Annotated in this window: 26 protein-coding genes; 17 read left to right on the top strand and 9 right to left on the bottom strand. The window is 66.9% G+C overall.

Features of this window, described 5'->3' with window-relative positions; translation table 11 throughout:
- The 6 genes from DF286_RS07610 to DF286_RS07585 all read right to left on the bottom strand — a co-directional run bounded on the left by DF286_RS07610 (position 1) and on the right by DF286_RS07585 (position 6,008).
- Entirely contained in the window at positions 1-696 is a 696-nt protein-coding gene (locus DF286_RS07610) for a heme-copper oxidase subunit III family protein (protein WP_109270883.1), read from the bottom strand.
- A gap of 12 nt (positions 697-708) precedes the next feature.
- Positions 709-1,335: a cytochrome c oxidase subunit 3 gene (locus DF286_RS07605; protein ID WP_109270882.1), complete on the bottom strand. Its 627-nt coding sequence runs from the start codon at positions 1,333-1,335 to the stop codon at positions 709-711.
- A complete protein-coding gene (locus tag DF286_RS07600; RefSeq protein WP_109270881.1) occupies positions 1,332-3,089 on the bottom strand; it encodes a cytochrome c oxidase subunit I in 1,758 nt (585 codons plus the stop codon). Before DF286_RS07600 ends, DF286_RS07605 begins: the two co-directional genes overlap by 4 nt.
- The gene (locus tag DF286_RS07595) at positions 3,090-3,944 is read right to left on the bottom strand and encodes a cytochrome c oxidase subunit II (RefSeq protein ID WP_109270880.1); all 855 of its coding nucleotides are present in this window, start codon (positions 3,942-3,944) and stop codon (positions 3,090-3,092) included.
- Between the two features lie 148 nt (positions 3,945-4,092).
- Complete coding sequence (locus tag DF286_RS07590; protein WP_109270879.1) at positions 4,093-4,650, bottom strand: SAM-dependent methyltransferase; 558 nt, start codon at positions 4,648-4,650, stop codon at positions 4,093-4,095.
- Positions 4,647-6,008, bottom strand: a complete 1,362-nt coding sequence (locus DF286_RS07585; protein ID WP_243444762.1) for an APC family permease — start codon at positions 6,006-6,008, stop codon at positions 4,647-4,649. Before DF286_RS07585 ends, DF286_RS07590 begins: the two co-directional genes overlap by 4 nt.
- Positions 6,009-6,135: 127 nt before the next feature.
- On the opposite strand from DF286_RS07585, the gene ykgO reads away from it, so the two are divergent.
- The 3 genes from ykgO to DF286_RS07570 all read left to right on the top strand — a co-directional run bounded on the left by ykgO (position 6,136) and on the right by DF286_RS07570 (position 8,014).
- Complete coding sequence (gene ykgO / locus DF286_RS07580) at positions 6,136-6,261, top strand: type B 50S ribosomal protein L36 (protein WP_006833921.1); 126 nt, start codon at positions 6,136-6,138, stop codon at positions 6,259-6,261.
- Positions 6,262-6,324: 63 nt separating this feature from the next.
- The gene (locus DF286_RS07575; RefSeq protein WP_243444761.1) at positions 6,325-6,978 is read left to right on the top strand and encodes an HAD family hydrolase; all 654 of its coding nucleotides are present in this window, start codon (positions 6,325-6,327) and stop codon (positions 6,976-6,978) included.
- Between the two features lie 31 nt (positions 6,979-7,009).
- Positions 7,010-8,014, top strand: coding sequence for an NAD(P)H-hydrate dehydratase (locus DF286_RS07570; RefSeq protein WP_109270876.1), 1,005 nt, complete (start codon positions 7,010-7,012; stop codon positions 8,012-8,014).
- Here the strand turns inward: DF286_RS07570 and pyk are convergent.
- Complete coding sequence (gene pyk / locus DF286_RS07565; RefSeq protein WP_109270875.1) at positions 8,011-9,471, bottom strand: pyruvate kinase; 1,461 nt, start codon at positions 9,469-9,471, stop codon at positions 8,011-8,013. The two genes, DF286_RS07570 and pyk, sit on opposite strands and share 4 nt — an antisense overlap.
- Positions 9,472-9,644: 173 nt before the next feature.
- On the opposite strand from pyk, the gene DF286_RS07560 reads away from it, so the two are divergent.
- The 7 genes from DF286_RS07560 (at position 9,645) to ruvA (ending at position 13,348) form a co-directional block, all read left to right on the top strand.
- Complete coding sequence (locus DF286_RS07560; protein WP_109270874.1) at positions 9,645-9,839, top strand: hypothetical protein; 195 nt, start codon at positions 9,645-9,647, stop codon at positions 9,837-9,839.
- 35 nt (positions 9,840-9,874) lie between these two features.
- Positions 9,875-10,117: a DUF2312 domain-containing protein gene (locus DF286_RS07555; RefSeq protein ID WP_109270873.1), complete on the top strand. Its 243-nt coding sequence runs from the start codon at positions 9,875-9,877 to the stop codon at positions 10,115-10,117.
- 113 nt (positions 10,118-10,230) lie between these two features.
- Positions 10,231-10,551, top strand: a complete 321-nt coding sequence (locus DF286_RS07545; RefSeq protein WP_109270871.1) for a heavy metal-binding domain-containing protein — start codon at positions 10,231-10,233, stop codon at positions 10,549-10,551.
- A gap of 55 nt (positions 10,552-10,606) precedes the next feature.
- Positions 10,607-11,326, top strand: coding sequence for a hypothetical protein (locus DF286_RS07540; RefSeq protein ID WP_109270870.1), 720 nt, complete (start codon positions 10,607-10,609; stop codon positions 11,324-11,326).
- Positions 11,327-11,383: 57 nt separating this feature from the next.
- On the top strand, positions 11,384-12,130 hold the full coding sequence (locus tag DF286_RS07535; protein ID WP_109270869.1) for a YebC/PmpR family DNA-binding transcriptional regulator: 747 nt from the start codon (positions 11,384-11,386) through the stop codon (positions 12,128-12,130).
- Between the two features lie 22 nt (positions 12,131-12,152).
- The gene (gene ruvC, locus DF286_RS07530) at positions 12,153-12,638 is read left to right on the top strand and encodes a crossover junction endodeoxyribonuclease RuvC (RefSeq protein ID WP_109270868.1); all 486 of its coding nucleotides are present in this window, start codon (positions 12,153-12,155) and stop codon (positions 12,636-12,638) included.
- 113 nt (positions 12,639-12,751) lie between these two features.
- Entirely contained in the window at positions 12,752-13,348 is a 597-nt protein-coding gene (gene ruvA, locus DF286_RS07525) for a Holliday junction branch migration protein RuvA (protein ID WP_109270867.1), read from the top strand.
- A 109-nt stretch (positions 13,349-13,457) separates the two neighbouring features.
- Here the strand turns inward: ruvA and DF286_RS07520 are convergent, their stop codons facing one another.
- On the bottom strand, positions 13,458-14,588 hold the full coding sequence (locus tag DF286_RS07520) for a dipeptidase (RefSeq protein WP_109270866.1): 1,131 nt from the start codon (positions 14,586-14,588) through the stop codon (positions 13,458-13,460).
- Positions 14,589-14,685: 97 nt separating this feature from the next.
- Between DF286_RS07520 and ruvB the strand changes: the two genes are divergently transcribed.
- The 7 genes from ruvB to pal all read left to right on the top strand — a co-directional run bounded on the left by ruvB (position 14,686) and on the right by pal (position 20,123).
- On the top strand, positions 14,686-15,714 hold the full coding sequence (gene ruvB, locus DF286_RS07515; RefSeq protein ID WP_109270865.1) for a Holliday junction branch migration DNA helicase RuvB: 1,029 nt from the start codon (positions 14,686-14,688) through the stop codon (positions 15,712-15,714).
- Between the two features lie 77 nt (positions 15,715-15,791).
- Positions 15,792-16,253 (top strand): tol-pal system-associated acyl-CoA thioesterase, encoded by a 462-nt coding sequence (ybgC, locus tag DF286_RS07510; protein WP_109270864.1) that lies wholly within the window; start codon positions 15,792-15,794, stop codon positions 16,251-16,253.
- Positions 16,253-16,945, top strand: a complete 693-nt coding sequence (tolQ, locus tag DF286_RS07505) for a protein TolQ (protein ID WP_109270863.1) — start codon at positions 16,253-16,255, stop codon at positions 16,943-16,945. The genes ybgC and tolQ overlap by 1 nt, the downstream gene beginning before the upstream one ends.
- 9 nt (positions 16,946-16,954) lie before the next feature.
- Positions 16,955-17,398, top strand: a complete 444-nt coding sequence (locus DF286_RS07500; RefSeq protein ID WP_109270862.1) for an ExbD/TolR family protein — start codon at positions 16,955-16,957, stop codon at positions 17,396-17,398.
- Positions 17,398-18,210, top strand: a complete 813-nt coding sequence (locus DF286_RS15120; protein ID WP_158274640.1) for a hypothetical protein — start codon at positions 17,398-17,400, stop codon at positions 18,208-18,210. The genes DF286_RS07500 and DF286_RS15120 overlap by 1 nt, the downstream gene beginning before the upstream one ends.
- 30 nt (positions 18,211-18,240) lie before the next feature.
- Complete coding sequence (tolB, locus tag DF286_RS07485; RefSeq protein WP_424141240.1) at positions 18,241-19,563, top strand: Tol-Pal system beta propeller repeat protein TolB; 1,323 nt, start codon at positions 18,241-18,243, stop codon at positions 19,561-19,563.
- Positions 19,564-19,601: 38 nt separating this feature from the next.
- Positions 19,602-20,123 (top strand): peptidoglycan-associated lipoprotein Pal, encoded by a 522-nt coding sequence (gene pal, locus DF286_RS07480; protein WP_109270859.1) that lies wholly within the window; start codon positions 19,602-19,604, stop codon positions 20,121-20,123.
- Between the two features lie 73 nt (positions 20,124-20,196).
- Here the strand turns inward: pal and DF286_RS07475 are convergent, their stop codons facing one another.
- Positions 20,197-21,189 (bottom strand): isoaspartyl peptidase/L-asparaginase family protein, encoded by a 993-nt coding sequence (locus tag DF286_RS07475; protein WP_109270858.1) that lies wholly within the window; start codon positions 21,187-21,189, stop codon positions 20,197-20,199.
- Positions 21,190-21,234: the final 45 nt, after the last annotated feature.

Raw genomic sequence — 21,234 nt, 5'->3', positions numbered from 1 at the left:
TCACCACAGGTAGAAGAAGGCGAAGATGAAGACCCAGACGAGGTCGACGAAGTGCCAGTAGAGGCCGGCTATCTCGACCGCGCTGTAATCGCCGGACCGGTCGTAATGGCCGCGCCACACCTTGGAGGCGACAATCAGCAGCATGATGACCCCGGCCGAGACGTGGAGGCCATGGAAGCCGGTGATCATGAAGAAGGAGGCGCCGAACTGCTCCGCCCCCCAGGGATTGCCCCAGGGCCGGACGCCCTCGTGGATGAGCTTGGTCCATTCGAAGGCCTGCATCGAGACGAAGGTCGCGCCGAGGACGGCGGTGGCGATCATCAGTGCGGTCGTGACCTTGCGGTTGCGGCGATATCCGTAGTTGACCGCCATCGCCATGGTGCCGCTGGAGCTGATCAGGACGAAGGTCATGATTGCGATGAGGAGCAGCGGCACCGAAACGCCGCCGACGGTGAGGCCGAACACCTCGCTGGTGTTGGGCCAGGGCACCGTCACCGACGAACGCATCGTCATGTAGGAGACGAGGAAGCTCGAAAATATGAAAGTATCGGAGAGGAGGAAGATCCACATCATGGCCTTCCCCCAGTGGACGCCCTTGAAGACCTCCTGGTCGGACGCCCAATCCTCGGCGAACTCGCGCAGAGCCTCCGGCGGCCCGCCGGCCGCGTCTTTCCCTGGGCGGATCACGGTGGACATGCCTTCGTCTCCTCAGGTCGACACGAACAGCCCCAGCATCAAAATCCAGACGAGCAGCAGGAAATGCCAATAGGCGGCGGTGAGCTGGATCGGCAGAGCCGCAGCTCCGCCGCCGAGCGAGCGCCGCATCGCCAGGCCCCAGAACCAGAGGCCGCCGATGAGGTGGAGGCCGTGGAGCGTGGTGATCATGTAGAAGAAGGCGTTGGCGGGGTTCGACTGCAGGAAATAGCCGCGCGCCGCGAACTGGCTCCAGAGGAGAAGCTGGCCGGCGAGGAACAGGATGCCGAGCGCGCCGGCGGTCACGAGGCTAGGCCGAACCAGCGCGCTCTCGCCCCGGCGCACGCCGATCCGCGCCGCTTCCCAGGCAAGGCTGGCGAGGAGCAGGACGGCGGTGTTGATCCAGATGAGCGGCGGCTCGGGCATGGGATGCCAGTCCAGCGTCCCGTGGCCCATGCCGGGCATGCCCATGCGCATGAAGTAGGCCGAGGTGACGAGGCCGAAGAGGATGGTGATGACGCCGAAATAGACGAGCATCAGCACCTGGGCGGCGGGCGGGCGATAGGTCACAGGATCGGGGGCATCGGCGCCGGCGCCCGGCGTCTCCCAGCTCTTTTCGCCGAGGCGCCTGAACAGGCTCATGTCGGGTGGTGCCTTGCCGAGCCGTCGTGCGGCACATTCTGCGGAATGAAGTCGCGTTCGGCGCCGGGGACCGAATAGTCGTAGGCCCAGCGATGGACGATGGGGAGCTTGTCGCCCCAATTGCCGTGCTTGGGGGGCGTGTCGGGCGTCTGCCATTCGAGGGATGCGGCGCCCCACGGATTGGGATCGGCCTTGGGCCCTCGGAACAGGGACCAGATCATGTTCCAGAAGAACAGCATCTGCGCCGCGAAGACGGTCAGCGCCGCGATGGTGATCGCCTCGTTGGCGAGATGCGCGGAGGGCGGGATGAAGGCGGTTTCGCCCAGCTCGAAATAGCGGCGGGGCACACCCAGGATGCCGAGATAATGCATCGGCAGGAAGATGGCGTAGACCCCGAGGAAGGTGATCCAGAAATGGAGCTTGGCGAGCGTATTGTTCCACATCCGCCCGGTGATCTTGGGATACCAATGGTAGATGGCGCCGAAGATGACGAGGATCGGCGAGACGCCCATCACCATGTGGAAATGGCCGACGACGAAGAAGGTGTCGCTGAGCGGCACGTCGACGCTGACATTGCCGAGGAACAACCCCGAGAGACCGCCATGGATGAAGGTGAAGAGGAAGGCGATGGCGAACAGCATCGGCACGGTGAAATGGATGTTGCCGCGCCACAGGGTCAGCAGCCAGTTGTAGACCTTGATCGCGGTCGGGATGGCGATGATCAGGGTAGAGGTCGCGAAGAAGAAACCGAAATAGGGGTTCATCCCGGATACGTACATGTGGTGGGCCCAGACGAAGAAGCTCAGCGCGCCGATGATGACGATGGCCCAGACCATCATCCGATAGCCGAAGATGTTCTTGCGGGCGTGGACGCTGATGAGGTCGGAAACGATGCCGAAGGCGGGCAGCGCGACGATATAGACTTCCGGATGACCGAAGAACCAGAAGAGGTGCTGGAAGAGGATCGGCGAGCCGCCTTGATGGCCCATATCGTCGCCGCCCATCGCCATGATGGTGGGCATGAAGAAGCTGGTGCCGGCAATGCTGTCCAGCAGCATCATGATGCAGGCGACGAACAGCGCCGGGAAGGCGAGCAGGGCCATGATCGAGGCGACGAAGATGCCCCAGACCGAGCAGGGCATGCGCATCAGGGTCATGCCCTTCGCGCGGGCCTGCAGGACGGTCACCACATAGTTGAGGCCACCCATGGTGAAACCGACGATGAAGATGGCGAGGCTGGCGAGCATCAGGATGATGCCCCAATCGTGGCCGGGCGTTCCCTGTAGGAGCGTCTGCGGCGGATAGAGGGTCCAGCCGCCGCCGGTCGGCCCGCCGGGCACGAAGAAGCTCGCGACCAGCACGAGCACGGCGAGGAGATAGACCCAGTAGCTCAGCATGTTGACATAGGGGAACACCATGTCGCGCGCCCCGACCATCAGCGGGATCAGATAGTTGCCGAAGCCGCCCAAGAGGATCGCGGTGAGGAGGTACACCACCATGATCATGCCGTGCATGGTGACATACTGAAGATAGTTTTCCGGCTGGATGAATCTGAACGTGTCGGGGAAGCCCAGCTGCAGCCGCATCAGCGCCGAAAGCACCAGCGCGACCAGGCCGATGGCGATCGCCGTCAGCGCATATTGGACGGCGATGACCTTATGATCCTGGCTCCAGATATATTTGCCGATGAAGGTCTTGGGGTGGTGGAGGGGCTTGAGGTCGTCGGCCAGCGTCGGATGCGTAACAGTCGCCATTCAGCGTCCCCCGGTCATGGCTGCGCCGGCATCGGCCAGCCGCACATTCCTGGCGGCTTCGTTCTGGGCGAGGAGCTGACCGAAGGTCATCTGCTCGGAAAGCCAGCTGTCGAAAGCCTCGCGGCTCTCGACGACGACGGTGCCGCGCATATTGTGGTGACCCACGCCGCAGAGCTCAGCGCAGAGAATGTCGTAGGTCCCCACCTTGGTGGGCGTCATCCAGAAATAGGTGACGATGCCGGGCACCAAGTCCATCTTCGCGCGGAACTGGGGCACGTAGAAATCGTGGAGCACGTCCTTCGAGCGAAGGACCAGCTTGACCGGCTGGCCCACCGGCATGTGGAGCTCGCTGGTCTCGACCAATATGTCGTCCCGGCCATAGGGGTCGCGCGGGTTGATGCCGAAGGGGTTGTCCGGCGAAATATGGGCCACGGCAGCCGTGCCGAGCACGCCGTCTCCGCCCGGGAAGCGATAGCCCCACTGCCATTGCTGGCCGGTCGCCTCGATCACCGACGCGTTCGCGGGGACGGTCACATATTGATTCCAGGCGAGGAGGCCGGGGGCGAGCATCCCGGCGATGCCGACGCCCGTCCAGAGCGTCAGCCGTTTCTCCAGCTTCGCATTTTCCGGCTCATAATGGGCGCGGTGTCCGGCGCGGCTCCGATAGCGCCAGAGCGCCAGTGCCAGGAACAGGTTGAGGACGATGAAGGCGACCGCGCAGATGTAGAGGGTGATGATCAGCGCATTGTCGATCGAGCCCCAATTGGAGGCGAGCGGCGTCATCCACCAGGGGCTCATCAGGTGGAAGATAATGGTGCCCAGCACCAGCAGCGCAATCACGATTGCGACAGCCATCACCCCTCCTGTCCGGTGGCGATCGTCGCCAGACATGCGGGGTATGACCTTGGACCTGGCTCAACCCGGCACGCGGGAACTCACCAACCAACTGAGAGAACCATATAACGAAACTAGGTGCGCGGGGAAAGCATCTCCCGGCGCATGATTATTCGCGAGGAGGAACGGTCCACAGATAGATGGTGTTGCCGTCCACTTCCTGCGTCACCTCCGGCTCCCATTCGCCCATGCTGAAGGCGTGGCTGACGATGCGGGTCCCGGGCTTGAGCTCGGCGAGCAGCTTGGGCCGCAGCTTCTCGTTGAGGCTCTGCAGCAGATAGAGGGTGACGACGCTCGCCTCGCTGATGTCGGATTTGAAGAGGTCCGCCTCCTGGAACGTCACCCGGTCGGTGACACCGGCCTCCTTCGCATTGGCGTTCGCCTCGGCGATGCGCTCGGGATCGATGTCGATGCCGACTGCCCGGATGCCGTAAAGCCTGGCAGCGGTGATCGGAATGCGGCCGTCGCCCGAACCGAGGTCGTAGAGGACGTCGCCCTTGTGAACCTTGGCGAGCTTCAGCATGCCCTCCACCACCGGCTGCGGCGTCGGAACATAGATGACGTCCGGCCGCCGCGCCGAGGCGGGATCGGGATGGACGAGCGCGACCGGCGGCATGGAGGCCGGCGCGGCCAGCGCGGCGGCAGCAAGGGCGATGAGGGCTTTCATGGGCAGGTCTCCTCTTCGGGTGGAACGCGAAGGAACAGGAGCAGCACGGCACCCAAGGCGAGGATTCCAACCCCGACGAGGGCGCTGGTGCCCGTATAGGCGACGCTCGAATAGAGAAGATAGAAGCTGGTGAGGCAGAAGATGGCCGGCAGCAGCGGGTACAGCGGGACGCGGAACGGCCGCTCGGCCTCCGGCTCGCGCACGCGCAGCACGAACAGGCTGATGCCGACCAGCAGCAGGAACAGCCAGAAGACGGGGGCTGTATATTCGACGGCCATCTGGAAGCCGTCGCGGGCAAAGGTTCCCGCGCCGATCAGCAGCAGCGCGATCGCCGCCTGGGCGAGCAAGGCATTGCCGGGCGTCTCGCCCCGCATCTTCCAGCGGCCGAGCCAGCGAAGCTGCGGAAAGTTGCGCCCGAGCGCATAGGTGGTGCGCGCGCCGGTGATCGACGTGGCGTTGGCCGAAGTGAGGGCGGAGACGGCGACCAGCAGGCTGATCAGCACGGCCCCGGCCGGGCCGACGGCGCGCTCCATCAGATCGGCGGCCACCGCGTCCGATCCCGCCACGCCGCCTAGGCCCAGCGCACGCAGATAAGCGAAGTTCACGAGCAAATAGAGCAAGGTGACAAGGACGAGGCTGCCGACCAGCACGCCGGCGATCCGCCGTCGGCCGCCACGCAGCTCGGCCGAGAGATAGGCGCCCTCGCTCCAGCCGCCATAGGTGAGGAGCACGAAGACGAGCACCAGCCCGATCGAGGATTCGCCGGACGGCTCGGTCGTTGAGGCTTCCGCCGATCCGACCAGCAGCCCGGCCGCGATGACGGCGAAGAGCCCGCCCACCTCGAGAATCGTCAGCCAAAGCTGGCTGCCCGTGCCGCGATGGACGTGAATCCAGTTGATCCCAGTGAGGGCGATGACAGCGGCCGCGGCGTAGAGCGCGGAGCTGTGGCGGCCGAGCGGCACGATCTCACTCGCATAGTCGCCGAACAGGAAGGCCAGCAGGGCAAGCGAGCCGGTCTGGATCACCGACAGCCTCGCCCAGGCATAGAGAAAGCCGAGGCGCCGGCCGAAGGCGCGGGTGAGGAAATGATAGTCGCCGCCGGCACTCGGAAAAGCCGACGCGAGCTCCGCATAGCAGAGCGCCCCTATGATCGAGAGCAGGCCGCCCGCCAGCCAGGTGAGGAGGAACACGGTCTCGGTCCCCGCCGCGCCGGCGACCAGCGAGGGGGTCCGGAAGATGCCCGCGCCGATGACGATTCCGATCACGACCGCCGCCACGTGGCGCGCGCCCAGGGTCGGGCGGGGTCCCGAAGGCCCCGTGGCCAGGAGGTCAGGCTGGGGCACGCTCGACCGATTCACGCTCCTCTCCAGGCTGGCGGAGCCGAAGCTCGGCCGTTACGCTTGACTTGAGCGGTCCTTCTTCATAGGGGAGCGCCTTCTTTTTCAGCAATCAGAATCGCAAAAGAACAGGCAGGTCAGTTCGGCCATGAAGATCCGCAACTCTCTCAAATCCCTCAAGTCGCGCCATCGCGACTGCCGCGTGATCCGTCGCCGGGGCCGCACGTACGTCATCAACAAGACGAATCGCCGCTTCAAGGCGCGCCAGGGCTGATCTTAACGCAGGGCCAAACTTCGTTCGTCCCGAGCGTAGTCGAGGGGCGTGCGTGATGAGTCCGTGCCAGCGCCCCTCGACTTCGCTCGGGACGAACGGGTGACTGTGAAAGCGCCCACCGCCGTCGTCTTCGATGTCGGCAACGTCCTCTACGGCTGGGATCCCGAAAGCTTCCTCGCCCGCCAGATCGCGGACGATGAAGCGCGCCTCAAGTTCATCGCAGACGTCGACCTTTGGGCCTGGCACGAGCGCCTGGACGGCGGCCGGCCCTATGACGAGGCGGCGGCCGAGCTCAGCGAGACCTTTCCCGATTACGCCCATCTGATCGCCGCCTGGGGCGAGCGCTTCGGCGAGACGATCACCGATCCCGTGCCGGGCGTCCACGCCATCGTCGAGGAGCTGGACGAGCGCGGCGTGCCGCTCTTCGCCATCACCAATTTTTCCGCCGACTTCTGGGCTCCCTTCCGCAAGCGGGAGAACGCCTTCTTCAGCCGCTTCCGCGACATCGTCGTTTCGGGCGAGGAGAAGCTGCTGAAGCCCGATCCGGCACTCTATTATCGCGCCCTCGACCGCTTCGGCCTCAAGCCCGAGGCAGCCATGTTCATCGACGACCGCCTCATCAACGTCGAAGGCGCGCGAGCCGTCGGCATGCACGCCCACCTGTTCACCAGCGCGGAGGATCTGCGCGAGCGGCTGGAGCAACAAGGGCTGCTCTGAACTTTTTGGCCCGCAGGGGCTTCTCAGCGGCATGACCGAGCCCCGCCTCCTGAACGCCACGCTGCTGCGCGACTTCCCGCTCCCGCACCATCCCGACGATTCCGACAAGGAAGATCGCGGCCGGCTGCTCGCCGTCGCTGGCAGCCGGCAACTGCCCGGCGCGGCGGTGCTGGCGGGGATAGCGGCGCTGCGGGCGGGCGCGGGCAAGCTTCAGATCGCGACGGCCCACAGCGTTTCCGCCGCGATCGGCGCGGCCGTGCCGGAGGCGCGGGTGATCGGCCATGAGGAGACCGAGGACGGCTGCATCGCGGAGAGCGCGATCGAGCCGCTGCTGGAATGGGCGCGCGCGGCACAGGCGATGATGATCGGCTGCGGGCTTCAGCACGGGCCGCCCCTCGACCGATGGCTCGACGCCCTGCTGGCGAGCCGCCTCGATCTGCCGCTGGTGCTGGATGCGACCGTGCTCGGCAGCCTCGCCAAGCGGGCGGATGCGCTGCATGGGTGGAAAGGCGACGCTATTCTCCTTCCCCACCCGCGCGAGATGGCACGGCTCCTTCAATGCGACGTCGCCGACGTAACCGCGGACCCGCTGGCCGCGGCGCGGACAGCGACCGAGCGGTTCGGAGCGGTGGTCGTCGTCAAAGGCGCCTGGAGCTTCGTCGCGGCGCCGGACGGCCGCTGCTTCAAGTTCGAAGGCGGCGGCGTCGGCCTCGCTACGTCCGGCTCCGGGGACGTGCTGGCCGGGATCGTCGGCGGTCTCGCGGCGCGCGGGGCGGACGGCCTCACCGCCGCCTTATGGGGCGTTTACCTCCACGGCGAGGCCGGGCGGGCCCCCGGCCTCGCTACGTCCGGCTCCGGGGACGTGCTGGCCGGGATCGTCGGCGGTCTCGCGGCGCGCGGGGCGGACGGCCTCACCGCCGCCTTATGGGGCGTTTACCTCCACGGCGAGGCCGGGCGGGCCCCGACCGAGAGGGTAGGCCGGATCGGCTTTCTCCCCCGCGAGATCCCGGACCTTGTCCCCGGGTTGATGAACTAGTCCGCTTTGTGGCGCTCCAGCTCGTCGCCGATCAGGCGGACGATGTGGAGGACATTGGTCGAGCCTGGCGTGCCGAAGGGGACGCCCGCGGTGACGACGACCCGCTCGCCGCCGCCGGCGACGCCGTGCCGCAAGGTCATCCGCTTGGCCTTGCCCACCATTTCCTCGAAGCTCGAAACATCGCGCGTGCGCACGGCATGGGCGCCCCAGAGGAGGCCGAGGCGGCGTGCCGTCTTGAGCGAGGGCGTGAGGATGAGGAGCGGCACCGTCGGCCGCTCGCGGGCGACTCGGCGAGCGGTGGACCCCGACGTGGTGAAGCAGACGATCGCCGAGGCGCCGACGGTGCGGACTATGTCGCTCGCCGCCCGGGCGATCGCGTCGTTGGTGGTGGCGTCGGGCAGGGTTTCGGTGAAATGCACACGGGCCGAGTGGCTGGGATCGGCCTCCACGCTGGTCGCGATGCGGTTCATGATCGAAACCGATTCGAGCGGCCATTGGCCCGACGCGCTTTCGGCCGAGAGCATGATCGCGTCGGCGCCGTCGTAGACGGCGGTGGCCACGTCGGAAACTTCCGCCCGCGTCGGCGACGGCGAGGTGATCATCGATTCGAGCATCTGCGTCGCGACGACCACCGGACGCCCCAGCCGGCGCGCGGCCTCGACGATCTGCTTCTGCAGGGGCGGCACGTCTTCGGGCGGTAGCTCGACACCAAGGTCGCCGCGCGCGACCATCACCGCGTCGGCCAGTTCGAGAATGCCTTCCAGCCGCTCGACCGCCGCGGGCTTCTCGATCTTGGCGAGCAGCGCGGCGCGGCCGGCGATCAGGCGCCGTGCTTCGGCGACGTCCTCCGGCCGCTGGACGAAGGAGAGCGCGATCCAGTCGACATGGTTGTCGAGCGCGAAGCTGAGATCCGCCCGATCCTTCTCGGTGAGCGCAGCGAGCGGCAGCACCACGTCCGGGACGTTGAGGCCCTTGTTGTTGGAAATAGTTCCGCCGACCTCGACCAGGGTCTCGATGCGCTCGGGCGCGACGCGAGTGACCCGGAGCACCAGCTTGCCGTCGTCGACCAGGAGGCGCGTGCCTTCCTTCACAGCATCGAAAATCTCCGGGTGCGGAAGGTTCACGCGGTCCGAATCGCCGAGCTGCCTGTCTCGATCGAGGATGAAGGTGGCGCCTTTCTCCAGCATCGCCTTGCCGTCCTTGAAGTGGCCGACGCGGAGCTTGGGACCCTGCAGGTCGGCCAGGATCGTCGTCGGCCGCTCCAGTTCCTTTTCGAGGCTGCGAATCGTCTCGATCAACTTCTTGTGATCGGCGTGCGTGCCGTGACTCATATTGACGCGGAAGGCATCGGCGCCCGCCTCGGCCAGCTGGCGGACCATCTCCGGCGTGTTGCTGGCGGGGCCAAGGGTGGCGAGAATGCGGACCTTGCGGCTGCGGGGGACGAACTGGCTCGGCAATGGTCTCTCCGGTCGGCTTGCGGTGGCGGAATAGCCACTATTGGCGACAGTTCAACCCGAACGTGCGGCGCGCGCTTGAGCCGCGTCCCCCGACCCCCAGGGTCCGTACTCGATTCCCGCAACGGTCGTGACGGAGCGGATTTTGGCGCAGGGCAAGGAGCAAGGAGGGAGCGATGCTGACGCATCGTGACCGACGCGCGACGCGGCCCTGCGACAAAATCCGCCCGCCGCTTCGCGGTCGCCCGGAGAAGGCCGCCAGCTACGTCGAACGGCTTGTCCGGGCAACCAGCCCGGCCCGCGCCGCCCTCCTTGCCGGCGACCTTCTCCGGGCGATCCCGACCATTGCGGGAATCGAGTACGGACCCTAGAGGCAACCGCTCATCTTGAATCGACGGAGTGTTTAATGGCGGAAGGAACCGTCGCGGCCGACGAGCTGCGATTGCTGATCGAACGTATCGAGCGGCTGGAGGAAGAGAAGAAGGCGATCGCCGACGACGTCAAGGACGTCTATCTGGAAGCGAAATCGCGCGGCTACGATACCAAGACGATCCGCGCCATCGTGCGCCTCAGGAAGATGGAGAGCCACGTCCGCCAGGAAGCCGAGGCACTGCTGGAGACGTACAAGGCGGCGCTGGGGCTGGACTGATTCCGTCATTGCGAGCGTAGCGCAGCAATCCAGTAGGGCATCGGACGCGCGCCTGGATTGCTTCGTCGCTCCGCTCCTCGCAATGACGACTGAGAACAGCGAGGAGAGCACGCATGATCGTCACCACGACCACTTTGGTGGAGGGCCGCCCGGTCCAGCAATATCTGGGCGTGGTTACCGGCGAGGTGATCGTCGGCGCTAACATCTTCAAGGACCTGTTCGCCGGCATCCGCGATATCGTCGGCGGTCGCGCGGGCTCCTACGAGAGCACGCTCCGCGATGCCCGCGCGACGGCTTTCGAGGAACTGGAGGCCGAGGCCGCACGGCTCGGCGCCAACGCGGTGATCGGCGTCGACATCGACTATGAGGTGATCGGCAAGGAAGGCTCGATGCTGATGGTCACCGTGTCCGGGACCGCCGTCAGGCTCGGCTAGCCACTGTTCCACAGGCCTCGAGTGCGATAGGCTGCCTCCAAAACGGGGGCTGATCATGAGCAACGGCGCTGCCGAGACCGCGGATCATGCGGATGGGAGAGGCTTCGCGGCCTTCCTGTCCGAAGCCGTCAGGCACCTGCTCGACTCGAGGATGCGGCTGCCGGCAGCATTGCTGCTCGTCATCCTGACCCTCAGCAATATCGTCATCCTCCTCAACGTTCCGGAGGGCGGCGCCGTCCCGTCCTACGCGTTCTTGGCCGCCGCGTTCGTGCGAGTGGGCGGAATATTGGTGCTTGGCGTCGCCATCCTCCGCATCCTCGCCGACAGCGAACGATATCCCTGGCGGCCCGACGACGCCTTCTGGCTCTACGCCGCCTCGCTGATCGTCACCTTCGGCATCGCCTCGTTGATAACCGGGTTGATAGAGGCGCCCGAGACGCTGTCGGGCATCATCCAGCGCAACCTGCTCCTGGCCGTCGTCCTGGCGCCGTTCGCGCCCTGGATCGTGGGCATCGCCGCGGCCACTCCGCTCGGCTGGGACCCGGCGCGCTTCCTTCGCGATTTCCGTCGCTGGCTCCCGCCCCTGCTCGCCTGGACGCTGCTTCTGGTGACTCCGATGGGCATCCTTCATGCCGCCATCGACCTGCACCTGCTGGGAGGAGCGGCCCGATGGTTCTGGCCACTGGCGCTGTTCGACGGGGCGCTCAGCACCCTCCTCGCGCTGCTTTCCCTCGGCCTCAATGCCGAAGCCTACAGGCGCGTTGCGCGAAGGTGACGCTCTCGGCTATCGCGTGGCCCAACGGCAATTTCACGAAGAGGCGAACCCGGATCCATGGCCGGCCATAGTAAATTCAAGAACATCATGCATCGCAAAGGGGCGCAGGATAAAAAGCGCTCGGCGATGTTCTCCAAGCTTTCCCGCGAAATCACCGTCGCGGCAAAAATGGGCACGCCCGATCCGGACATGAACCCGCGCCTGCGCGCGGCCGTGCTCGCGGCCAAGGCGCAGTCCATGCCCAAGGACAATATCCAGCGCGCGATCGACAAGAGCTCGGCCGGCGAAGGCGATAATTACGAGGAGCTGCGCTACGAGGGCTTCGGCCCGGGCGGCGTGTCGCTGATCGTCGAGGCGCTGACCGACAACCGCAATCGCACCGCGACCAACGTGCGCACCATCTTCTCCAAGAATGGCGGCAATCTTGGCGCGAGTGGATCGGTGAGCCACGGCTTCGACCGGCTCGGCCTCATCACCTATCCGGTCTCGGCGGGCAGCGCCGACAAGGTACTGGAAGCCGCGATCGAGGCCGGCGCGGAAGACGTCGAATCGGGCGAGGAAATCCACGAGATCTGGACCGCGCAGGAGGATCTGCACGAGGTCGAGAAGAGCCTGGAGAAGCTGCTCGGCGAACCGGAAAGCTCCAAGCTTGCCTGGCGGCCGCACAACCAGGTCGGCGTCGGCGAGGACGAGGCGGCGTCCCTGCTGAAGCTGATCGACGCGCTCGACGACGATGACGACGTCCAGACCGTCTGGGGCAATTACGACGTGCCCGACGAGGTGATGGAGCGTCTCAGCGCATGAATCCTCGTTCGGAGGCTAAGCATTGCTCATAGTGGGCCTTGATCCGGGCCTGGCCTGCACCGGCTGGGGCGTGATCGCCGCCGAGGGCAATCGCCTGAGCCATATCGCCAATGGGCAGGTGAGGACGGATGCGAAGGCGGCGTTGCCGGCGCGGCTCGTGGAGCTGCACGATCGGCTGGCCGCGCTCCTCGCCGAACACGGACCCGAGGGCGCGGCGGTGGAAGAGGTGTTCGTCAACGAGAATCCGCAATCGACCTTGAAGCTCGGCCAGGCGCGCGGGGTCGTGCTGCTGGCGGCGGCGCGGGGCGGGATCGCCGTCGGGGAATATGCGCCGCGGCTGGTGAAGAAGGCGGTTGTGGGCACCGGCGGCGCGGAGAAGGCGCAGGTCCATGCCATGGTGCAGCGGCTGCTGCCGAGCGCGAAGATTGTAGGCGCGGATGCGGCCGACGCCCTGGCGGTGGCCATCACCCATGTCCATCACCTCGCCAGCGCCAGGCGCGTCGCTTGACGACTGCCATGGCCGTTCGCCCTGAGCTTGTCGAAGGGCTGTCCTCCTCTCTACAGCATGAGTGAACGGCAGGGCTTCGACAGGCTCAGCCCGAACGGATTGGGGTGTGTCACTTGATTGCCAAGCTAAGGGGCCTGCTGGACAGCTTCGGCGCCGATCATGCGGTGATCGACGTGGCCGGCGTCGGCTATCTCGTCTCCGCCTCGACGCGGACGCTGTCGGGCCTCGGCGCGATCGGCGACCAGGTGGTGCTCCATACCGAGATGCAGGTGTCCGACGACGCCATCCGGCTGATCGGCTTCGCCAGCGCCGAGGAGCGGGACTGGTTTCGGCTGCTGACGTCGGTGCAGGGCGTCGGCGCGCGCGTGGCGCTCGCCATCCTCTCAGCGCTGAGCGGCGACGAGCTGCACCGTGCCATCGCCAGCGGCGACAAGGCGATGGTGGCCCGGGCGCAGGGCGTTGGTCCGAAGCTCGCCCAGCGGATCGTCAACGAGCTGAAGGACAAGGCCGGCGGCGTCGTGCTCGGCGGGGGCGGCGGGGGCGCTCCGGCGCCGGGGAGCCAAAGCGCCGACGCCGTGTCGGCCCTGCTCAATCTCGGCTTCAAGCCGGCCGAGGCCTCCGCCGCCGTCGCCAAGGCGGAAGGCGAGCTGGGGCCGGAGGCGTCGCTCGACGCCTTGGTGCGCACCGCGCTCAAGAAAGCCGCGCGTTAACGCATAACCGTCATTGCGAGGAGCAAAGCGACGAAGCAATCCAGCTGGGTATCACCGCCGCGCTGGATTGCTTTGCTCCGCTCGCAATGACGGATGGGCTAGGGGTGCGCTAGGCTGCCCACACTTCGGTAAAGAGGCGGGCGAAATTTTCGCCGAGCACCTTGTCGACCCGCGCGGAGCTCCAGCCTCGCGCCTTGAGGTCCGCCGCCAGCCGATCGTAGCGGGCGGCATCGTTATAGCCTTCGACGAGGTTGAGCACGTCCGCGGCTTCGCCCGGAGCGGCGATGCCGCGCTTGGCGCGGTCCTCGTAGAATTCGCGCTGCTGCTTTTTCGTTTCCTCGGTGATCTCGTAGCCGAGGAAGGGATTGTCGGTGCCGATGCCGACATGATCCTCGCCGCAGACATTTACCGCGTGTTCGAGGTGGCGGATGAGGTCCTCGCGGCCGGGCTGGCCCTTGGCGCGGAGGAAAGGCATCAGATAGACGCCGAACACGCCGCCCTTCTCGGCCAGGGCGCGCATGTCGGCGTCATGGGTGTTGCGCGGGAAATCGACGAGGGCGCGGCAGCCGCTGTGCGTAATGGCCGGCGGCCGCGTCGCGACGGCGATGCCCTCGGCGACGGTGCGCTGGCCGGAATGGCTGAGGTCGAGGAGGATCTTGGCCTTCTCGATCTCGGCGATCGCCTCGCGGCCGAAATCGGAAAGGCCGGCGTTCGAGGCTTCGAGGCAGCCGTCGCCGGCGAGATTGCGCTTGTTGTAGGTGAGCTGGATCACCTTCACGCCGAGCGCGCCGAACAGGCCCGCCTTGGCGGCATCGGCCTCGAGCGGCGTCGTGTCCTGGAAATTGTAGATGAGGCCGACCTTGCCCGGCGCGCGCGCGGCGGCGAGATCAGCCGCGCTTTCGACCTTGATGAGCAGCTCGGGATACTGCGCGATCATCTTGTCCCAGCTGGCGATCGCCTCCATCGCGCCGCGGAACCGGTCGGGGCCGTTGCCCACCTCGCCGATGGTCATGCTGACGACGTCGATCCGCCGCTGCTTCAGCGCCTCGATCAGCTTCTGCGTGGGCTTGTAGCTGCCCTCGCCGTCCGGCTCGAAGCCGGAGAGGCCGCCCTGCGCGTCGATATAGAGCGAGGGGTGCTGCGGAGGCCGCGGCGCCGCGGACTGCGCCCGCGCCATCGACGGAAGGCCGAGCAGGGCGCCCGCCGCACCCGCCGCCAGGAGAAATTCGCGACGATCCATGACGTCCCTCCCCTCTTTTCGGCGAGCCTAAGCGAGCCAGGCCGGCGGCTCAACCTGGTTATGGACAGGGGGTCCCGTTGCGCTAAAGCTGGCCCGCGTGGAGCAACCCGAACGCATCATCACCGGCGACCGCCGCCCCGAGGACCTCGATGCGGCGCTGAGGCCGAAGACGCTCGACGATTTCGTCGGTCAACGCGCAGCACGGGAGAATTTGCGGGTCTTCATCAATGCCGCCAAGGCGCGCGGCGACGCGCTCGATCATGTGCTGTTCTTCGGACCGCCGGGGCTCGGCAAGACGACCCTGGCCCAGATCATCGCGCGGGAGCTCGGCGTCGGATTTCGCGCCACCTCGGGCCCGGTCATCGCCAAGTCGGGTGACTTGGCCGCGTTGCTCACCAATCTCGAGGATGGCGACGTCCTGTTCATCGACGAGATTCACCGGCTCAATCCGGCGGTCGAGGAAGTGCTCTACCCAGCGATGGAGGATCGGGCGCTTGACCTGATGATCGGCGAGGGACCGTCGGCCCGGTCGGTCCGGATCGACCTGCCCAAGTTCACCCTGGTCGGCGCGACGACGCGCCAGGGGCTGCTCACGACGCCGCTCCGAGACCGCTTCGGCATTCCGGTGCGGCTCAGCTTCTACACCGTGGAGGAGCTGGAGAAGGTGGTGAGGCGCGCCGCGGGCCTGATGGAGCTAGACCTCACCGACGACGGCGCCACCGAGATCGCCCGCCGCTCGCGCGGCACCCCGCGCATCGCCGGGCGGCTGCTGAGGCGGGTGCGGGATTTCGCCCATGCGACCGGCGACGACCGGGTCGACGCCCGGGCCGCCGACGGCGCCCTCACGCGGATGGAAGTGGACGAGCTCGGCCTCGATGCCATGGACCGGCGCTATCTCAACATGATCGCCGACATCTACAAGGGCGGGCCGGTGGGCGTGGAGACGCTCGCCGCCGGCCTGTCCGAACCGCGCGACACGATCGAGGAAGTGATCGAGCCCTATCTCATTCAGCTCGGCCTCATCGCCCGCACCGCCCGCGGCCGCTGCCTCAACGGCCGCGGCTGGACCCATCTCGGGTTGACCCCGCCGCGATCGGAGCAGGAAGGGCTGTTCGACGCCAAATAGGCTCGGCTCGTCGATGATGGGCGCCAAACGGCGCTCGGGCCTTCACCCAAAGGTTAATGCTGCTAGAGAGACCTGGCATGACCGAACCGCTCCGCGATCGGCCCTATGAGGGCGCCTTCCACGGCCGCACCCATCGTTTCGCCCTCCGCGTCTATTTCGAGGACACCGACACGGCGGGCGTCGTCTACTATGCCAACTATCTCCGCTTCATGGAGCGGGCGCGCTCGGACATGCTCCGCGCGGTCGGCGTCGACCAGCGCGCGGCGCTCGAGGGCGGCGAAGGCGTCTACGTCGTCGCCGAGGCGAACATCAAATATCGGGCGCCGGCGAAGCTCGACGACGAGCTGGTGGTGGTGAGCCGCGTGCTCGAAGTACGCGCCGCCTCCTGCGTCATTCATCAACGAGTCATGCGCGGGCCTCAAGTCTTGACCGACGCGACCGTCACGGCTGCCTTCCTCTCGCCGGAAGGCAGGCCCAAGCGGCAGCCGCGCGCCTGGGTGGAAAAATTCGAGAAGCTCAAAGGGGAAAGCGAAGCGTGATGAACCTTAAATTGTCCGGCGGCTCGGAAATGATGTCGCCGGTCGCCCTGTTCATGCAGGCCGACATCGTCGTGAAGACGGTGATGATCGGTCTCATTCTGGCGAGCATCTGGACCTGGGCGATCATCATCGGACACTGGCTGCGCATCAAGAAGGTGGCGCGCGAGAATGAGCGGTTCGAGCGTGATTTCTGGAAGGCCCAGGACATCGACCGATTTCACGAGGCCCACGCCCGCGAGGATTGGCCGAGCGCGAAGATTTTCGCCGCGGGCATCGCCGAATGGCGCCGCTCGACGGCGAACAAGGTGCTCGACCGTGACGGAACCCGGGCGCGGCTGGCGGTGGCGATGCACGGCGCCGTCGCGGCCGAGATCGACCGGTTGTCGGAGCGTCTGAACATCCTGGCGACGGTGGGGTCGGTGGCGCCCTTCGTCGGCCTGTTCGGCACCGTCTGGGGCATCATGCGCAGCTTCAACGACATCGCCGGCGCCAACAACACCAGCCTCGCGGTGGTGGCGCCCGGCATCGCCGAGGCCCTGTTCGCCACCGCCCTCGGCCTCTTCGCCGCCATTCCGGCGGTGATCGCCTACAACCGCATGACCCACGGCATCAACCGGCTGGAGGCGCGTCTCGGCCGCTTCGCCGACGGCTTCCACGCCACGTTGAGCCGAGAGCTGGAGCGGGAAGGATGAGGGGCTGACATGGCTATGGGGCCGATCATGGGGGACCATCGCCAGAAGCGCCGCACGCCGATGGCGGAGATCAACGTCACGCCGATGGTCGACGTGATGCTGGTGCTGCTGATCATCTTCATGGTGACGGCGCCCCTGCTCGTCGCCGGCGTGCCGGTCGACCTGCCCGACAGCAAGGCCGGCGCGCTCGACCAGGAGCAGAAGCCGGTCCAGATCTCGCTCGACGCCAATGGCGCGCTGTTCATCGACGAGCAGCCGGTGAGCGAGCCCGAGCTCCCCGCCAGGTTGGCACAAATCGCCTCGTCCGCGACCGAAGAAGGCGGCCCCCGCATCTTCCTCCGCGCCGATCGCGGGTTGGATTACGGCCTGGTCATGCGCGTGATGGGCGAGATCAACGCCGCCGGACTGCGCAAGGTCGCGCTGGTCAGCACGCAGGGGTCCGAGACGGGCTGATGGATCGCGCGGAGGCAACCGGGCTGGGCGTAGCGGTCACGGGGCATCTTGCCCTGCTGGCGGCGCTGTCGCTCGGCCTCGCCTCCGTCACCCGTCCGTCGATGCAAAGCGATCCGATCCAGGTGTCCTTCGTCGATGAGGTCGGGCTCCAGGCGGCCGTCACCGAAGCGCAGATGGAGGATCCAGCCGAAGCGATGGCGCCCGAGATCGGGCCGATGGAAGAGGCCGCGTCGGCGCCCGCCGAAGCGCCCGCGCCCGCGCCGACGCCGGCGCCCCGCGCCGCCGAGCCCGAACCCGCCCCCGCGCCGACTCCCAAGGAGGCCGCAAAGCCCGCGCCGTCCAAGCCGGCGCCCAAGGCTCGGCCCAAGGAGAGCAAGTCGAGCGGCAGCGGCGCCCGCGAGAAGCCTCGCGCGTCCCGCCTCGGCGACGATTTCCTGAAGGGCATCAGCGACAAGAGCCAGGGCACAGCGACCAAGCCGCGCGCCGCCGTCAGCAGCCGCGACATGGCGAGCCTCGCCCAAGCCATCATCCGGCAGATCAAGCCCTGCTATGTCGTCCCGTCCGGCGGTGTCGACATCGACGAGATCGTCACCGTGTTCCGGCTCCAGCTTCACCGCAACGGATCGGTGCGCGCCGTAAACCTTCAGGATCAGGAAGGCGTCAATCCGTCGAACCGGGACTATGCGCGCCAGGTCGCGGAAGCCGCCCGCCGCGCGATCCTGCGCTGCGCACCCCTCGACCTTCCGGGGGAACTGTATGAAGGTGGCTGGGACGACATGGACATCGGCTTCCGGCCGAGCTCGCTGGGTTGAGGGCAAGAGATGCGACGCATTGGAGAGAGTATGAAATCCGTAGCTTTGTTCATTCTGGCTGCCGTCGCGCTGGCGGCGCCGGCGGCCGCCCAGGAGCGCCTCAGGGTCGACATCACGGGCGGCATCGCCGCGCCCATGCCGATCGCCATCCCGCCCATGCCGACGCCCAACGCGGTCGGGACCGCGGCCGGCAACACCGCCGAGCTTGGCCGGCAGGTGGCGGAGATCGTCACCAATGACCTTCGCAACAGCGGCCTGTTCAGCCCTATCCGGCCCGGTGCGCTGCGGCCCGTCTCCTATCCCGAGGTGACCTCCCCCAATTTCGGCTATTGGTCCGGGACCGGCGCCACCGCGTTGGTGCAGGGCTTCGTCCAGGCCAATGGCGATGGCACGCTGACCGTCGGCTGCTATCTCTACGATGTCTTCGCCCGCACCGAGCTCGACCGGCAGGGCTTTGTCGTGACGCCGCAATATTGGCGTCGCGCCGCGCACAAATGCGCCGACACCGTCTATACCCGCCTCACCGGCGAAGGCCCCTATTTCGACAGCCGCGTCGTCTATGTCTCGGAGACCGGCCCCAAGGCCAACCGCATCAAGCGGCTCGCCATCATGGACCAGGACGGCGCCAACCACCGCTTCCTCACCAACGGCCAGTCGACGGTGCTGACGCCGCGCTTCGCGCCCAACATGCAGACGATCGTCTATATGAGCTACGACGGCGAACGGCCGCGGGTCTATGTCTACGACATCGGCTCCGGGCGGCAGCGCTTGCTGGTCAACCAGCCGAACATGACGTTCGCCCCGCGCTTCTCGCCCGATGGCCGCTACGTCGTCTTTTCCATGTCGGTCGGCGGCAATACCGACATCTATCGGGTGCCGACGAGCGGCGGCACGCCGCAGCGCCTCACCAACGCGCCCGGCATCGACACCGGCGGCAGCTATTCGCCCGACGGCCGCCAGATCGTCTTCGAAAGCGACCGCGGCGGTGGGCAACAGCTTTATGTGATGAACGCCGATGGTTCGAACCAGCGCCGGATCAGCTTCGGCGGCGGCCGCTACGCCACGCCGGTGTGGAGCCCGCGCGGCGACCTCATCGCCTTCACCAAGATCGGCGGCGGCTTCCGGATTGGCGTCATGAGCCCGAACGGGTCGGGCGAGCGCATCCTCACCAACGCCTGGCAGGACGAGGGACCGACCTGGTCGCCCAACGGCCGCGTCATCATGTTCTTCCGAACCGCCCAGGGCTCCGGCCGCACCGATCTCTGGTCCGTGGATCTCACCGGCGTCAACGAAAGGCGGATCCCGACACCGCTCGATGGATCGGATCCGGCCTGGTCGCCGTTACTACCCTGAAACAATTTACCAGTGCGTCGTTTTTACAGGAGAAGTGAATGAATAGGAATTTGCTCAGCACGGCCGCTATCGCCGCGGCGCTCACCCTTTCCGCCTGCGCCAAGAAGGCGCCGGAGGAACTGCCGCCGCCGCCGTCGGCCCCGACCGCGCCGACCGACACCACCGGCGACACGGGCCAGATCGGCACGGGCATCGTCCCCGGCTCGCGCGCCGACTTCATGCAGAATGTGACGTCGGACCGGGTCTTCTTCGGCACCGACGTGCACACGCTCGACGCCCAGGCGCGGGCCGTGCTCGACACCCAGGCGCAGTGGCTGCTCGCCAACCCCTCGGTCAATGTCACGATCGAAGGCCATGCCGACGAACGCGGCACCCGCGAATATAACCTGGCGCTCGGCGACCGCCGCGCCAACTCGGCCAAGAACTACCTCGTCTCGCGCGGCGTCCCGGCGTCGCGGCTGAACGTGGTCAGCTGGGGCAAGGAGCGGCCCGAGGCGCTCGGCTCCAACGAATCCGCCTGGGCCCAGAACCGCCGCGCCGTAACGGTGGTGCCGCAATAAGAGGTTGCGCCCCGGCGAAAGCCGGGGCCCAGCTTGTCTGCTTAGGGGCCGGGCCCCGGCGTTGGCCGAGGACCTACTCGTCTCCGAAAATGGCCACGGTCCGCCCTTCGGCACTGGCCTTGCCGCGATACATACCAGGCGTGTTGAATGACCAGGTCGCCTCGCCCTTGGGCGTCACCACGATGACGCCGCCGTCGCCGCCCAGCGCCTTCACTTCGGCCATCACCGCGTCGGCCGCTTCCTTGCCGCCATCGCCCTTCATCCGAATGCGGGCGCAGATCTCGTGGGCGACGCCGGCGCGGATGAAATATTCGCCCGCTCCCGTCGCGGAGACGGCGCAGGCGCGGTCGTCGGCATAGGTGCCGGCGCCGATGATCGGGGAATCGCCGATCCGGTCCCAGCGCTTGCCGGTGAGCCCTCCCGTCGAGGTGGCGGCGGCGACATGGCCCTTCGTGTCGAGCGCGACCGCGCCGACCGTGCCATATTTGAGATCGACGTCGAACCAGCTGAGCTTCCTCGCCTTCAGCTCGTCGAGTTGGCGGCGACGTTCGGGCGTCGCGAAATATTCGGGCGGCGCCTGCTCCAACCCCTGCTCCTTCGAGAACTGGTTGGCGCCCTCGCCGCTCAGCATGACATGCGGGCTATCCTCCATCACCGCGCGGGCGAGGCTGATCGGATTCTTGGTGGCGGTGACGCCGGCGACGGCGCCGGCATTGCGAGTCTCGCCGTCCATGATCGCGGAGTCCATCTCGTTGGTGCCGTCATAGGTGAAGACGGCGCCGCGGCCGGCGTTGAAGTTCGGATCATTCTCCAGGACCTTCACCGCCGCCTCGACCGCATCCAGCGAATCGCCGCCGGATGCCAGGATCTTGGAGCCCGTCTGCAGTGCCAGGTCCAGCGCCGCGCGTATCTCCTTCTCCTGCTCGGGCTTCAGCCGACTCCGCTCGATCACACCGGCGCCGCCATGGATGACGAGCTTCCAGTCGGTCTTCCCGTCACCGGAAGGCTGGGCGGCATGGGCGGCGGTGGTCATCATCAAGGCTCCGATCAGCAAAAACAAACGCATATGTCCCTCTCCCTTGTTCCTGCGCTCATAGCAGAAGTGGAGCAA

This window comes from Sphingosinicella humi (assembly GCF_003129465.1).
Taxonomy (GTDB): Bacteria; Pseudomonadota; Alphaproteobacteria; order Sphingomonadales; family Sphingomonadaceae; genus Allosphingosinicella; species Allosphingosinicella humi.
Note: the sequence above shows the minus strand (reverse complement) of the source record. Positions and strands in the feature narration are given on the sequence as shown.

Coding starts and splice junctions, on each gene's coding strand:
- DF286_RS07610 (WP_109270883.1), bottom strand. CDS start 696: ATGTCCACCGTGATCCGCCCAGGGAAAGACGCGGCCGGCGGGCCGCCG.
- DF286_RS07605 (WP_109270882.1), bottom strand. CDS start 1,335: ATGAGCCTGTTCAGGCGCCTCGGCGAAAAGAGCTGGGAGACGCCGGGC.
- DF286_RS07600 (WP_109270881.1), bottom strand. CDS start 3,089: ATGGCGACTGTTACGCATCCGACGCTGGCCGACGACCTCAAGCCCCTC.
- DF286_RS07595 (WP_109270880.1), bottom strand. CDS start 3,944: ATGGCTGTCGCAATCGTGATTGCGCTGCTGGTGCTGGGCACCATTATC.
- DF286_RS07590 (WP_109270879.1), bottom strand. CDS start 4,650: ATGAAAGCCCTCATCGCCCTTGCTGCCGCCGCGCTGGCCGCGCCGGCC.
- ykgO (WP_006833921.1), top strand. CDS start 6,136: ATGAAGATCCGCAACTCTCTCAAATCCCTCAAGTCGCGCCATCGCGAC.
- DF286_RS07570 (WP_109270876.1), top strand. CDS start 7,010: ATGACCGAGCCCCGCCTCCTGAACGCCACGCTGCTGCGCGACTTCCCG.
- DF286_RS07560 (WP_109270874.1), top strand. CDS start 9,645: ATGCTGACGCATCGTGACCGACGCGCGACGCGGCCCTGCGACAAAATC.
- DF286_RS07555 (WP_109270873.1), top strand. CDS start 9,875: ATGGCGGAAGGAACCGTCGCGGCCGACGAGCTGCGATTGCTGATCGAA.
- DF286_RS07545 (WP_109270871.1), top strand. CDS start 10,231: ATGATCGTCACCACGACCACTTTGGTGGAGGGCCGCCCGGTCCAGCAA.
- DF286_RS07540 (WP_109270870.1), top strand. CDS start 10,607: ATGAGCAACGGCGCTGCCGAGACCGCGGATCATGCGGATGGGAGAGGC.
- DF286_RS07535 (WP_109270869.1), top strand. CDS start 11,384: ATGGCCGGCCATAGTAAATTCAAGAACATCATGCATCGCAAAGGGGCG.
- DF286_RS07520 (WP_109270866.1), bottom strand. CDS start 14,588: ATGGATCGTCGCGAATTTCTCCTGGCGGCGGGTGCGGCGGGCGCCCTG.
- ybgC (WP_109270864.1), top strand. CDS start 15,792: ATGACCGAACCGCTCCGCGATCGGCCCTATGAGGGCGCCTTCCACGGC.
- tolQ (WP_109270863.1), top strand. CDS start 16,253: ATGAACCTTAAATTGTCCGGCGGCTCGGAAATGATGTCGCCGGTCGCC.
- DF286_RS07500 (WP_109270862.1), top strand. CDS start 16,955: ATGGCTATGGGGCCGATCATGGGGGACCATCGCCAGAAGCGCCGCACG.
- DF286_RS15120 (WP_158274640.1), top strand. CDS start 17,398: ATGGATCGCGCGGAGGCAACCGGGCTGGGCGTAGCGGTCACGGGGCAT.
- tolB (WP_424141240.1), top strand. CDS start 18,241: ATGAAATCCGTAGCTTTGTTCATTCTGGCTGCCGTCGCGCTGGCGGCG.
- pal (WP_109270859.1), top strand. CDS start 19,602: ATGAATAGGAATTTGCTCAGCACGGCCGCTATCGCCGCGGCGCTCACC.
- DF286_RS07475 (WP_109270858.1), bottom strand. CDS start 21,189: ATGCGTTTGTTTTTGCTGATCGGAGCCTTGATGATGACCACCGCCGCC.